The sequence below is a fragment of the Citrobacter sp. RHBSTW-01044 genome (assembly GCF_013781945.1).
Taxonomy (GTDB): Bacteria; Pseudomonadota; Gammaproteobacteria; order Enterobacterales; family Enterobacteriaceae; genus Citrobacter; species Citrobacter braakii.
Genome location: NZ_CP056180.1, coordinates 3,890,034 through 3,903,246, shown reverse-complemented (window position 1 = coordinate 3,903,246; position 13,213 = coordinate 3,890,034). Strand labels below are relative to the sequence as shown.

The following is a 13,213-nucleotide window of genomic DNA, read 5'->3' as shown; positions in this document are numbered from 1 at the left end:
CAGGGGTTAACTCAACGCCCCCATAATCTTTAATTCCAGCTCATCCGGAACTTCGTTATATGACAACACCTGTAAGCCTGGTGCAAACAGGCGCGCATAGCGCGCGAGCAGAGGACGTAGCTGCGGTGCGACCAGCAGTACCGGCTCTTTACCCGCGGCTTTCATCTGTTCTTTAATCTGCGGCATATTGGTCTGGAACTGATTCAGCATATTAGGATCGACCGGTACGCTATCGAGCACCACTTTGCCGCTTTGCTGAGCCTGATTCACTACATTAGCCAGCAGATTCTCCAGCTCATTATTCAGCGTGTAGACCGCCAGCTCATCTTTGCGCACAAACGGATGGGTAATGCTGCGACGGAGCGCCAGACGCACATCTGCCGTCAACAGAATATGATCTTTAGTGACGGCGCTACTGGCGACCAGTACGGTGGCAATGGTAACGATATCGCGCAGCGGCACGCCTTCGACCAGTAGCGCCCGATAAACCTTCAAGAGCTGGCTGTAATTCAGCGCCGCGCTCAGATCTTCCGCCAGACGGGGGGCCATCGAAGAGAGGCGGTTATGCAGTTGGGTAATATCATCGTAGTTAAACAGGTCGGGAATAAAGTTGCGAATGACCTTATTCACATGCGTCGCAATGACGCTGGCACTATCAATGACCTGATACCCCATATTTAGCGCTTTGGCTTTTTGCGCCGGGACAATCCACGTCACCGGCATACCATAGGCCGGATCGTGGCCTAACACACCATCGATCTCGCCATACGTTTCACTGGAGGGCAGCGCCATCAGTTTATCTGAAGGAATATCGGCCTCATCAGCCTTGATCCCATTGATAAAAATGGCGTACTGGGTCGGTTTTAGACGGAAGTTTTCGCGGATGCGAATTTCCGGGAGCAGCACGCCGTTAGTGTCTGAGATAACCTGCCGTACACCGCGAATACGTTGAGTGAGCGGATTCCCTTTGGATTTGTCTACCAGCGACACCAGCTTGTACCCCAGGCTCAGGCTGATTGGCTCGATCAAAGGGATAGTTTCCCAACTGACCTGTTGCTCGGTGGTTTCAACGATGGTTTTGGTCAGCGTCTCAAGATTTTTCTCTTCAGTTTCAGCCACCTTCGGGCGCTTGCTCATACGCCAGGCGGTGAACCCCATCAGGGCGCTGAACACCAGGAACGGGAAGTGCGGCATTCCCGGTACCACCGCCAGTACAAACATAATGCTGGTGGCGGTATAGAGTACGGAGGGGCTGGCCAGCAACTGGCTACGCACGTCTGTGGCGATATCACCGCTGTCGCTCACGCGTGTAACGATAATCGCCGCCGCCGTCGACAGCAGCAGAGACGGGATCTGGGCGACCAGACCGTCGCCGATGGTCATCAGTACGTATTGCTGGAAGGCGGCTTCGGCGCTTAAATCGTATTTGAAAATACCGATACAGACGCCGCCTATCAGGTTGATGGCCAGGATCATCATCCCGGCGATGGCATCACCGCGCACGAACTTCGACGCACCGTCCATTGCGCCATAGAAATCCGCTTCGCCCGCCACATCTTTACGTCGTGCCTGCGCCTGGGCCTGATTAATCAGGCCTGCGTTCAGATCGGCGTCGATCGCCATCTGCTTTCCGGGCATGGCGTCCAGCGTAAAGCGGGCCGAAACCTCGGAGATACGCTCGGCACCCTTGGTAACCACGATAAAGTTGATTGTGAACAGTGTCAGTAAAGCTGACCGCGAAAATATCGTGGCGGCGCTGCATGGTCAGTCAATCTTTAACGGTGGCGGTATGGCGCCGTTAAATAAGCTGGGCAAGCAGCCGATAGCGCCGGGAGCGCAGAAGAAAAACGTCACGCGCAACAAACTCGATAAAACCGTCAACCCGCAGGAGACGGCGAAAATTACGGAAGAGAACGCGAAAAAGGCGCTGGATGTGAATGAAAAAGCGGTGCTGCTGAAACAAAAATCAGCTCGCGAATTGGGCGAACTGGCGACCGACATTAACGTTATCGCCCGCAATGCGCATATGGAAACTAACCTCGAGATGGAGATTGTTCCTCAGGGGCTGCGCGTACTGATTAAAGATGACCAGAATCGCAATATGTTTGAGCGCGGTAGCGCCAGGATTATGCCGTTCTTTAAATCGCTGCTGGTTGAACTGACTCCCGTGTTTGACTCGCTGGATAACAAGATAATCATCACCGGGCATACAGACGCGATGAGCTATAAGAGTAACATTTACAACAACTGGAACCTCTCCGGCGACCGCGCTTTGTCGGCGCGACGCGTGCTGGAGGATGCCGGAATGCCGCAGAATAAAGTCATGCAGGTCAGCGCGATGGCGGACCAAATGCTGCTGGATGCGAAAAACCCGGAAAGTGCCGGGAACCGTCGCATTGAGATCATGGTGCTGACGCAAAGCGCTTCCGATACGTTGTATCAATATTTTGGCCAGCAGGGAGAGAAGGTTGTGCAACCGCTGGTTGATAAGCTGGACAAGCAAAAGCAGGTGACTTCTTTACGTCAACAATCTGCTCCCGTCACTCATTAATTCTGTTCTCGTCCCCCACGCAACGTGGGGGCAATTTATTCCTCAGGAAGGCAATGTGATAGATGTAACCCATATTATTCCATTGGAGATTCATACTGATAACGTCACCGATGTAGCCTGTCAGGGGGCGCATTTCGACAAGGTCTCAGGTATCTGGTACACCGAACCCCACGAGCTAAACGGGGCGCTTCGTGACTATGTCTACGACACCGACAATTTTAATATTGTCGCGCCGTACTATCTGGTGATTACCTCGAAGATGCACTGCTGGAGCTGCCACCAAATTACCCGCATCCATGGCGTGATGTTTACCCGCTTTATTAAGAAAAATCAGGATGGTCAGGGCTGGCAGTCGGTCAGGCGTAACAGCTTTTTGTTCCACATTAATTCTCTGCCTGAAGAGATAAAAAAGAACATCAAAGCCAGCAATTACTACCTCGATAAAAGTAAAACCACCGGGCTACGTTACTGGATGAATCACTGTGAAATTTGTGGTGAACGTCTGGGCGACTACGAGCTTTTCTGCGTTGAAAATGATGCCTTCCGCCTGATGACAATCGAAAAACTGCTGCGGGCAAATGTTCGCAAAGTGAATAAACTGTTTGTCAGTACGGCGGGGAATCCCGCAGAACATACGAAAAAGGATATTGTGCGTTACCTGTGCGATGCCCGCTTCGTCATGAATGGTCCGGCGTAAGGAATAATCATACTTCTCACACTATAAAAATACTGTATACTTAAACAGTGTTGTGGGAGGCGAGTAATGCGCAAAATCATACATGTTGATATGGACTGCTTTTTCGCAGCGGTGGAAATGCGCGATAACCCCGCTCTGCGTGACATTCCCATTGCCATCGGCGGCAGCCGGGAGCGCCGGGGGGTTATCAGTACAGCCAATTACCCGGCGCGCAAATTTGGCGTGCGTAGCGCGATGCCAACGGGAATGGCGTTAAAGCTATGCCCGCATCTTACCTTATTACCCGGTCGCTACGAGGCCTACAAAGAAGCCTCCCGCCAGATTCAGGCTATTTTCTCCCGCTATACCTCGCTGATTGAACCCCTGTCGCTGGATGAAGCCTATCTGGATGTAACCGACAGCACCCACTGCCACGGTTCTGCCACGCTGATCGCCCAGGAGATCCGCCAGACGATTTTTAACGAGCTGCAGCTAACCGCCTCCGCCGGGATTGCGCCGGTTAAATTTCTGGCAAAAATAGCCTCCGATCTCAACAAGCCCAACGGGCAATATGTGATTACCCCTGCCGATGTTCCTGAATTTCTCAAAACGTTACCGCTAGGCAAAATTCCCGGCGTCGGCAAAGTCTCCGCCGCGAAGCTGGAATCAATGGGATTGCGTACCTGCGAGGATGTTCAAAAATACGACCTGGCAATGCTGCTCAAACGTTTTGGTAAGTTTGGTCGCGTGCTGTGGGAGCGAAGCCAGGGCATTGACGAGCGGGACGTTAACAACGACAGACTGCGCAAATCCGTCGGCGTGGAGCGCACGCTGGCGGAAGATATTCATGAGTGGTCAGAATGCGAGGCGATTATTGAGCGGCTTTATCCCGAACTGGAACGGCGTCTGGCCAAGGTAAAGCCGGATCTCCTTATCGCTCGCCAGGGGATAAAACTCAAGTTTAATGATTTTCAGCAGACCACGCAGGAGCACGTCTGGCCGCGCTTAAATAAAGATGACTTAATTGCGACGGCGCGTAAAACCTGGGAAGAACGTCGGGGAGGGCGAGGCGTGAGGCTGGTGGGATTACACGTCACGCTGCTGGATCCCCAACTGGAAAGACAGCTGCTGTTGGGGCTGTGACTCTGATGGATTGCCGGATAAGCGCAGCGCTATCCGGCATTTAGCGCAGAATCTTACTTCGCCGGAATCGACTTCAGCAGTTCAGTCAGCAGCGTCCAGTAGTGACCAACGCTTTCGATATGAACCTGCTCATCCGGGGAGTGCGGACCGGTGATGGTTGGCCCGATGGAAACCATGTCCATTTCCGGATACGGTTTCTTGAACAGACCACATTCCAGACCGGCGTGAATGATCTGGATGTTTGGCGTTTTGTTGAACAGACGCTGGTAGGTTTCGCGAACCAGGTGCATAACCGGAGAGTTAGCATCCGGCTGCCAGCCAGGGTATCCGCCTTTGGCCTGGGTTTTCGCGCCAGCCAGTTTACCCAGTGAATCCAGCATGCTTACCACGTAGTCTTTACCGCTGTCGATCAGGGAACGGATCAGGCAGTGAATTTCAACGTTGTCGTCAGTCATGGTTACAACGCCGACGTTCAGGGAGGTTTCAACCACGCCTTTGGCTACGTCGGAGTTGCGGATAACACCGTTCGGGGTGGCGTTCAGCAGACGTACGAAGCTGTCGCGAGACTGAGTGGTCAGCGCGGCTTTGTCGTGAGTAACTGCATCCAGCAGCAGAGCCAGGTTCTTCTCTTTGGCTTCCAGTTCGTTTTTCAGGATTTCCTGGTAGGTGTTGACCAGCGCTTTTAACGCATCAACTTTATCTGCCGCCACGGCGAGGGTGGCAAAGGCTTCACGCGGAATTGCGTTGCGCAGCGTACCGCCGTTGAAATCAACCAGACGCAGATCCAGCTCTTCAGCGTGACCCGCCAGGAAGCGTACCAGCAGCTTGTTAGCGTTACCGAGACCAACGTGGATTTCGCCACCGGAGTGACCGCCTTTCAGGCCTTTCAACGTCAGCTTAAAGCTCTGGAAGCCAGCCGGGATTGCTTCACGGGACAGCGGCAGGTTAGAGGTAAAGTCGATACCGCCTGCGCAACCCATATAGATCTCACCTTCTTCTTCAGAGTCGGTGTTGATCAGGATATCTGCCTGCAGCCAGTTAGCCTGCAGACCAAACGCGCCATCCATACCTGCTTCTTCGGTCATGGTCAGCAGCACTTCGAGCGGACCGTGTACCACGTTGTCATCAGCCAGAACGGCCAGTGCGGACGCCATACCGATGCCGTTATCCGCACCCAGCGTGGTGCCACGGGCTTTTACCCATTCGCCGTCAATATAAGGCTGGATAGGATCTTTAGTGAAGTCATGCACGGTGTCGTTATTTTTCTGCGGGACCATATCCAGGTGCGCTTGCAGAACGACCGGCTTGCGGTTTTCCATTCCTGCGGTAGCGGGTTTGCGAATCAGGATATTACCGACCTGATCGCGCTCGACGTGGAAACCTTTCTCTTGGGCCCAGCTCAGAATGTGTTCAGCGAGCTGCTCTTCATGGTAGGACGGATGAGGAATAGAACAGATTTTGGCAAAAATATCCCACAGCGGTTGCGGGGATAACTGAGACAGTTCAGACACGTTGAGTCTCCTTGGCGATGCCCTACAAAACTTGCTTGCAGGCCACAGGGTTAGCAGAATTAAAAACATCACAAGTCAGGCTTGCGCGATGCGATTGAGAATACCACTTTCTCCGCTGACGGCTAGCATAAAGCATGCAAAAAGAGGCGCGGATTCCGCGAAACACTGGTTTTTAGTGCGTCAGATCTCTATAATCTCGCGCAACCTATTTCCCCCTCGAACACTTTTTAAGCCGTAGATAAACAGGCTGGGACACTTCACATGAGCGAAAAATACGTCGTCACCTGGGACATGTTGCAGATCCATGCACGTAAACTGGCAAGCCGCCTGATGCCTTCTGAACAATGGAAAGGCATTATTGCCGTTAGCCGTGGTGGTCTGGTGCCGGGCGCATTGCTGGCGCGTGAATTGGGTATTCGTCATGTCGATACCGTATGCATCTCCAGCTACGATCACGACAACCAGCGCGAACTGAAAGTGCTGAAGCGTGCCGAAGGCGACGGTGAAGGTTTCATCGTAATTGATGACCTGGTTGACACCGGTGGTACCGCCGTAGCGATCCGCGAAATGTACCCTAAAGCGCATTTCGTCACTATTTTCGCTAAGCCGGCAGGTCGCCCGCTGGTGAATGATTATGTTGTTGATATCCCTCAGGATACCTGGATTGAGCAGCCGTGGGATATGGGCGTAGTGTTCGTTCCGCCGATCTCGGGTCGCTAATCTAAAAAGTTTTCAACGCCCGCACTGTCGGGCGTTGTTCTTTTTGTGCTGTGTCAGGTTACACTATGCCTTAGTGAGTACTCATGGAGGCTGCAATCATGTCACAGGCTAACCTCAGCGAAGTCCTGTTTAAACCCCGCTTCAAACACCCTGAAACGTCAACGCTGGTTCGTCGTTTTAATCACGGCGCGCAGCCGTCCGTACAATCGACTCTGGATGGCAAAACCATCCCGCACTGGTACCGCATGGTGAACCGCCTGATGTGGATCTGGCGTGGCGTCGATCCGCGCGAAATCCTCGAAGTGCAGGCACGTATCGTCATGAGCGAAGCCGAACGCACCGATAAAGAGCTTTACGACACGGTTATCGGCTATCGCGGCGGAAACTGGATTTACGAGTGGGCGAAGCAGGCGATGGACTGGCAACAGAAAGCCTCTATGGAAGAGGATCCTCAGGTGAGCGGACGTCACTGGCTGCATGCTTCCACGCTCTACAACATCGCTGCTTATCCGCACTTAAAAGGCGATGAGCTGGCAGAGCAGGCGCAGGCTCTGGCCAATCGCGCCTATGAAGAGGCCGCACAGCGTCTGCCGGGCACGCTGCGTGAGATGGAATTTGCCGTTACCGGCGGCGCGCCGATTACCGGCTTCCTGCATATGCCAAAAGGCGACGGTCCGTTCCCGACGGTGCTGATGTGCGGTGGCCTCGATTCCATGCAAACGGATTATTACACTCTGTATGAGCGCTACTTTGCCCCGCGCGGTATTGCCATGCTGACGCTGGATATGCCGTCGGTCGGGTTCTCGTCAAAATGGAAACTGACCCAGGACTCCAGCCTGCTGCACCAGCACGTATTAAAAGCGCTGCCGAATGTTCCGTGGGTGGATCACACCCGTGTGGCGGCCTTCGGCTTCCGCTTTGGCGCCAACGTGGCGGTACGCCTGGCGTATCTGGAATCATCACGTCTGAAGGCGGTGGCCTGTTTGGGTCCGGTGGTTCATGCGCTGCTTAGCGACCCGCAGCGCCAGGCAAGCGTCCCGGAAATGTACCTTGACGTTCTGGCCAGTCGTTTAGGGATGCACGACGCATCCGATGAAGCGTTGCGCGTTGAGCTTAATCGCTATTCATTAAAAGTGCAGGGCCTGCTGGGCCGACGCTGCCCGACGCCAATGCTGTCGGGGTTCTGGAAAAACGATCCGTTTAGCCCGGAAGAGGAGTCGCGTTTAATCACATCTTCATCTTCTGACGGTAAGCTGCTGGAGATTCCATTCAACCCGGTGTATCGCAATTTTGACAAAGGGCTGCAGGAAATAACCGGTTGGATCAATCAGAGATTGTGTTAAAAGTTTGCTAAATTTTATCGATTTGGTAAAACAGGTGCTTCACCTAAGGAGATCGTAATGACGTTACCGAGTGGGCATCCGAAAAGTAGATTGATCAAGAAATTCACCGCGCTTGGCCCGTACATCCGGGAAGGGCAGTGCGAAGATAATCGGTTTTTTTTCGATTGTCTGGCTGTTTGCGTCAATGTGAAACCCGCCCCAGAGAAACGCGAGTTTTGGGGCTGGTGGATGGAACTGGAGGCGCAGGAAAAACGCTTCACGTACAGCTACCAGTTTGGCTTGTTCGATAAAGACGGGAACTGGACTGCGGTGCCGGTGAAAGAGACTGAAGTGGTAGAGCGACTGGAATACACCTTACGTGAATTTCATGAAAAATTACGTGGGTTGTTAACGTCGCTGAATCTGGCGCTGGAGCCTGCTGACGATTTTAACGATGAACCGGTTAAATTAACGGCATAATGAACAGTAAAATGCCGGATGGCGGCGCAACCCCATCCGGCATTTTTTTATGCTACATCAGAACTGATAAACCATACCGACAGCAACGATATCATCATTGTTGATGCCCAGTTTATTGTCGCTATCGAGCTGGTTGATTTTATAATCGACAAACGCGGACATATTTTTGTTGAAATAGTATGTTGCGCCAACGTCGATATAATTCACCAGATCCTCATTGCCTACGCCTTCAATATCTTTCCCTTTTGACAGCACATAACCCAGTGACGGACGCAGACCAAAGTCAAACTGGTACTGAACTACCGCTTCGAAGTTCTGTGTTTTATTAGCGAAGCCACCGGAAATTGGCGTCATATTGCGCGTTTCAGAATAGAACGTCGCAATATAAATATCGTTAGCATCATATTTTAAACCGGTTGCCCAGGCTTCTGCTTTCTCGCCAGTCCCACGCGTTTGCAGATTCTGCTGGTTGGTACGATCGGAGTTGGTATACGCACCGCTCACCGCGAAATCGCTGCCGCCAAAGTCATAGGTAACGGAAGTACCAAAACCGTCGCCATTTTGTTTTTTCACATCGCGGTCCTGATTTTTCCCCTGGTATTGCAGGGTGAGATCCAGACCATCCACGACGCCGAAGAAGTCGGTGTTACGGTAGGTCGCCAGGCCGCTGGCGCGTTTGGTCATAAAGTTATCGGTCTGCGCGGAGGAGTCGCCGCCGAATTCCGGGAACATATCGGTCCACGCTTCCACGTCGTACAGCGCGCCGAGGTTACGACCGTAATCAAACGAGCCAAGGTTTTTTAATTTCAGACCGGCAAAGGCCAGACGGGTTTTTTGCTGGTTTGAGTCGCTTTCGGCTTTATTGCCGGCGAACTCTGCTTCCCAGCGGCCATATCCCGTCAGTTCATCGTTAATTTGCGTTTCGCCTTTAAAACCTAAACGGATATAGCTCTGGTCGCCGTCTTTGCTGTCATAATCCGTCATGTAATGCATGGCTTTTACTTTGCCGTACAGGTCCAGTTTATTACCGTTCTTGTTATACACTTCCGCTGCCTGTACGGATGCCGACGCAGTAATACCCATCACCACTAATGCCAGAGTGCTCTTTTTCATTTTCATTCCTGATTAAAAGTACGCGCTAATATTCACTGGGTGTGATCCCCGTTAAAAGACAGGAGGGTTTTTAACGTCTGGTAATGAACGTTTTATGACAAAGTAAGAATATTTTTAAAAAAGGATGTTTTTTTGTTTCTGTAATAAATTCGTCAAAATCTGCCGCTACGCTTGCTGATCCTGCGCAATAAAATTTCATGCTTTGTGCGCTGGTTGTTGGCAACCGGGGCCAGTCCTGCTAAAACGTTCGTTTAATATCATTTTCCCCAATTTTGAATGGCAGAGAATCATGAGTGACAGCCAGACGCTGGTGGTAAAACTTGGCACCAGTGTGTTAACGGGCGGATCGCGCCGCCTGAACCGCGCCCACATCGTAGAACTGGTTCGCCAGTGTGCGCAGCTCCATGCCGCAGGGCATCGTATTGTTATCGTTACCTCGGGCGCGATTGCCGCCGGACGTGAGCATCTGGGTTACCCTGAGCTCCCGGCAACGATAGCCTCGAAACAGCTGTTGGCGGCGGTAGGGCAGAGCCGATTGATTCAACTGTGGGAACAGTTGTTCTCTATTTACGGTATTCACATCGGACAGATGCTGCTAACGCGTGCGGATATGGAAGACAGAGAGCGCTTCCTTAACGCCCGCGATACGCTACGCGCGCTGCTGGATAACAACATCGTTCCTGTCATTAATGAGAACGACGCCGTAGCGACTGCCGAAATTAAAGTCGGTGATAACGACAACCTTTCAGCGCTGGCGGCGATTCTGGCCGGGGCCGATAAGCTGCTGCTGCTGACCGATCAGCAAGGGCTGTTTACCGCCGATCCGCGCACCAACCCGCAGGCTGAGCTGATCAAAGACGTTCACGGTATTGATGATACGCTGCGCGCCATTGCCGGTGATAGCGTCTCGGGGCTGGGAACCGGTGGTATGGGGACTAAACTGCAGGCCGCTGATGTTGCATGCCGCGCCGGGATTGACACCATTATTGCCGCAGGCAGCAAGCCGGGCGTAATTGGCGACGTGATGGAAGGCGTCTCCGTTGGGACGCGTTTTCATGCTCAGGCCTCTCCGCTGGAGAACCGTAAACGCTGGATCTTCGGCGCACCGCCAGCCGGGGAAATTACCGTTGATGAGGGGGCGACCGCAGCGATTCTGGAGCGTGGCAGTTCATTACTGCCAAAAGGTATTAAAAGCGTGACAGGCAACTTCTCTCGTGGTGAAGTGATCCGCATCTGCAATCTCGAAGGGCGCGATATTGCCCACGGCGTTACCCGCTATAACAGCGATGCGCTGCGCCGTATTGCCGGACATCACTCACAACAGATCGACACCATCCTGGGCTACGAATACGGTCCGGTTGCTGTCCATCGCGACGACATGATTACCCGTTAAGGAACAGGCATATGCTGGAACAAATGGGCATTGCTGCCAAAGCTGCGTCATACAAGCTGGCGCTGCTCTCCAGTCGCGAAAAAAACCGCGTACTGGAAACGATAGCTGATGAGCTGGAAGCGCAAACGGAAAGCATCCTCAGCGCGAACGTACAAGATGTTGAGCAAGCGCGAGCCAACGGCCTGAGCGAAGCAATGCTCGACCGCCTGGCGCTGACTCCGGCGCGTCTGAAAGCGATTGCCGACGATGTGCGTCAGGTATGTAATCTCGCCGACCCGGTCGGGCAGGTGATTGACGGCGGTCTGCTGGATAGCGGCCTGCGTCTCGAACGTCGTCGCGTTCCGCTGGGCGTGATTGGCGTGATTTATGAAGCGCGTCCAAATGTCACCGTTGACGTTGCTTCCCTGTGCCTGAAAACCGGTAATGCGGCGATCCTGCGCGGTGGGAAAGAGACGTACCGGACGAATGCGGCAACCGTGGCGGTTATCCAAAAGGCGCTGGAAGCCTGTGGTTTACCCGCTGCAGCCGTGCAGTCGATAGATAACCCGGACCGCGCGCTGGTCGCTGAAATGCTGCGTATGGATAAGTACATTGATATGCTGATCCCTCGCGGTGGCGCGGGTCTGCATAAGCTGTGCCGTGAGCAGTCGACTATCCCGGTCATCACCGGCGGCATTGGGGTTTGTCATATTTATGTTGATGATAGCGCGGAGATCGACCCGGCGCTGAAGATTATCGTCAACGCCAAAACCCAGCGTCCGAGCACCTGTAACACCGTAGAAACCCTACTGGTGCATCAGGATATCGCTGCGCGTTTTCTGCCTGCGCTGAGCCAGCAGATGGCACAAAGCTGCGTCACGCTGCATGCCGACGACATCGCGCTGGCCACATTGCAGGCAGGGCCCGCTAACGTGGTTGCGGTGAAAACCGAAGAGTATGACGACGAGTTTCTGTCGTTGGATCTGAACGTGAAAATCGTTACCGATCTGGACGATGCTATCACCCACATTCGCGAGCATGGGACCCAGCATTCCGATGCCATCCTGACGCGCACCCTGCGTAACGCCGATCGTTTCGTGAATGAAGTGGACTCTTCTGCCGTGTACGTTAACGCCTCTACTCGTTTTACCGATGGCGGCCAGTTCGGACTGGGGGCGGAAGTGGCTGTGAGTACGCAAAAACTGCACGCGCGTGGCCCAATGGGTCTGGAAGCACTGACCACCTATAAGTGGGTTGGCTTCGGTGACGACACGATTCGTGCGTAATTGAAAACGGGCGATGCCATAATAGGCCTATGATTTTAAAGTCTATTAAGGCATTGCCCGGTTAATTCTACCCTTTACCCCGCTACCGTATTTGTTTTCTATCCTGCGTTTTATCATCATCCGCATCAGTCTGTTTTTTACCCATGCGCTCCCTGGCGTTGAAAGACGACGTATCACAGAATTTTCCCTGCCAGCATGAATTTTCTGGGTCTGTAGCTCACGTATTGTTCCCATGGTTCGATCTATTAGAATCAGTCTCATTTTTATGAGGAGTTGTTGCGTGAAATCGGATATTCACAAACATAGCATTCCTGTTGTGCCGCTCGGCAACCCGTTTCCCCCCCGCCATTGTTCACTGTGTCCAAAGGGCGCGGCGATTGATCGTGATAATCAATACCGATTAATAGACAAAAGAAGGAAGTTTAAAGCGGGGGAGATACTCGCCCGGCAGGATGAAGCCGCAGACATGCTTTTTGTGATTCACGAGGGGTACTGCACGTCCAGCGTGGAATGTGGTGATAACGATTTTATCAGTCGCTTTTATTTTCCGGGAGATATCATGGCGCTGGATGCCGTTGAGGGGGGTAAGTATCTGACAACGATCAAGGCTGCAACGGCTGCGGAGGTATGTCATATCGATATTGCGCGGTTGTTCAAGGCAGCAGAAAAGGAGCCGTCGGTTGCAGCGGCAGTCATCAAGTTTCTCTGCAGGGACAATGGATTCATTGTTGAAAAACTACGGCGTTATGCCAATAAACATGCTGAGGCCAGAATCGCTGCTTTCCTCGTGGAGTTTTACGAAATGCATTTACGTATTGGCAGGCCAGAAACGACGCTTCGCTTGCCATTCTCGCGGGAGGAAATTGCCAGTTATCTCGATCTTAAAATTGAAACCGTTAGCCGCTCATTAAAATCCCTCGAACAACAAAAGTTGATTAGCTTACATCGGGTCCGTACGGTAACAATTAATAGTTATTTGGGGTTAAAAGGTTTCAGCTAACGCTATCTTTGCCGTGTGTTATTTATCTCTTGATATTCC

At 52.7% G+C, this 13,213-nt stretch carries 11 protein-coding genes and 1 pseudogene; 9 read left to right on the top strand and 3 right to left on the bottom strand.

Annotated features, from left to right (window positions below; translation table 11 throughout):
* Window positions 1–6 precede the first annotated feature (6 nt).
* Window positions 7–1,710: pseudogene (locus HV352_RS18805) on the bottom strand (flagellar biosynthesis protein FlhA); the annotation flags it as partial.
* Between HV352_RS18805 and lafU the strand changes: the two are divergent.
* From lafU to dinB, 3 genes are all read left to right on the top strand, one after another.
* On the top strand, window positions 1,637–2,551 hold the full coding sequence (gene lafU, locus HV352_RS18800; protein WP_071600315.1) for a putative lateral flagellar export/assembly protein LafU: 915 nt from the start codon (window positions 1,637–1,639) through the stop codon (window positions 2,549–2,551). The pseudogene HV352_RS18805 and the gene lafU sit on opposite strands and share 74 nt — an antisense overlap.
* Before the next feature lie 55 nt (window positions 2,552–2,606).
* The gene (locus HV352_RS18795) at window positions 2,607–3,248 is read left to right on the top strand and encodes a hypothetical protein (RefSeq protein ID WP_016151861.1); all 642 of its coding nucleotides are present in this window, start codon (window positions 2,607–2,609) and stop codon (window positions 3,246–3,248) included.
* Window positions 3,249–3,314: 66 nt separating this feature from the next.
* Window positions 3,315–4,370, top strand: a complete 1,056-nt coding sequence (gene dinB / locus HV352_RS18790; RefSeq protein ID WP_016155765.1) for a DNA polymerase IV — start codon at window positions 3,315–3,317, stop codon at window positions 4,368–4,370.
* Between the two features lie 53 nt (window positions 4,371–4,423).
* Here the strand turns inward: dinB and pepD are convergent, their stop codons facing one another.
* Window positions 4,424–5,881 (bottom strand): cytosol nonspecific dipeptidase, encoded by a 1,458-nt coding sequence (gene pepD, locus HV352_RS18785; protein WP_016151863.1) that lies wholly within the window; start codon window positions 5,879–5,881, stop codon window positions 4,424–4,426.
* 261 nt (window positions 5,882–6,142) lie between these two features.
* Here pepD and gpt point away from each other — a divergent pair, with 261 nt between their 5' ends.
* The 3 genes from gpt (at window position 6,143) to crl (ending at window position 8,403) form a co-directional block, all read left to right on the top strand.
* Window positions 6,143–6,601, top strand: a complete 459-nt coding sequence (gpt, locus tag HV352_RS18780; protein WP_003031380.1) for a xanthine phosphoribosyltransferase — start codon at window positions 6,143–6,145, stop codon at window positions 6,599–6,601.
* A 98-nt stretch (window positions 6,602–6,699) separates the two neighbouring features.
* Entirely contained in the window at window positions 6,700–7,944 is a 1,245-nt protein-coding gene (gene frsA / locus HV352_RS18775; RefSeq protein ID WP_016155767.1) for an esterase FrsA, read from the top strand.
* 57 nt (window positions 7,945–8,001) lie between these two features.
* Complete coding sequence (gene crl / locus HV352_RS18770) at window positions 8,002–8,403, top strand: sigma factor-binding protein Crl (protein WP_016151866.1); 402 nt, start codon at window positions 8,002–8,004, stop codon at window positions 8,401–8,403.
* A 57-nt stretch (window positions 8,404–8,460) separates the two neighbouring features.
* Here crl and phoE read toward each other — a convergent pair whose 3' ends face one another.
* The gene (gene phoE / locus HV352_RS18765) at window positions 8,461–9,516 is read right to left on the bottom strand and encodes a phosphoporin PhoE (protein WP_181634982.1); all 1,056 of its coding nucleotides are present in this window, start codon (window positions 9,514–9,516) and stop codon (window positions 8,461–8,463) included.
* Window positions 9,517–9,805: 289 nt separating this feature from the next.
* On the opposite strand from phoE, the gene proB reads away from it, so the two are divergent.
* The 3 genes from proB (at window position 9,806) to HV352_RS18750 (ending at window position 13,174) form a co-directional block, all read left to right on the top strand.
* Window positions 9,806–10,909: a glutamate 5-kinase gene (gene proB / locus HV352_RS18760; RefSeq protein WP_165408485.1), complete on the top strand. Its 1,104-nt coding sequence runs from the start codon at window positions 9,806–9,808 to the stop codon at window positions 10,907–10,909.
* An 11-nt stretch (window positions 10,910–10,920) separates the two neighbouring features.
* A complete protein-coding gene (gene proA, locus HV352_RS18755; protein WP_181634981.1) occupies window positions 10,921–12,174 on the top strand; it encodes a glutamate-5-semialdehyde dehydrogenase in 1,254 nt (417 codons plus the stop codon).
* Between the two features lie 280 nt (window positions 12,175–12,454).
* Window positions 12,455–13,174 (top strand): Crp/Fnr family transcriptional regulator, encoded by a 720-nt coding sequence (locus tag HV352_RS18750; protein WP_103283507.1) that lies wholly within the window; start codon window positions 12,455–12,457, stop codon window positions 13,172–13,174.
* Window positions 13,175–13,213 lie beyond the last annotated feature (39 nt).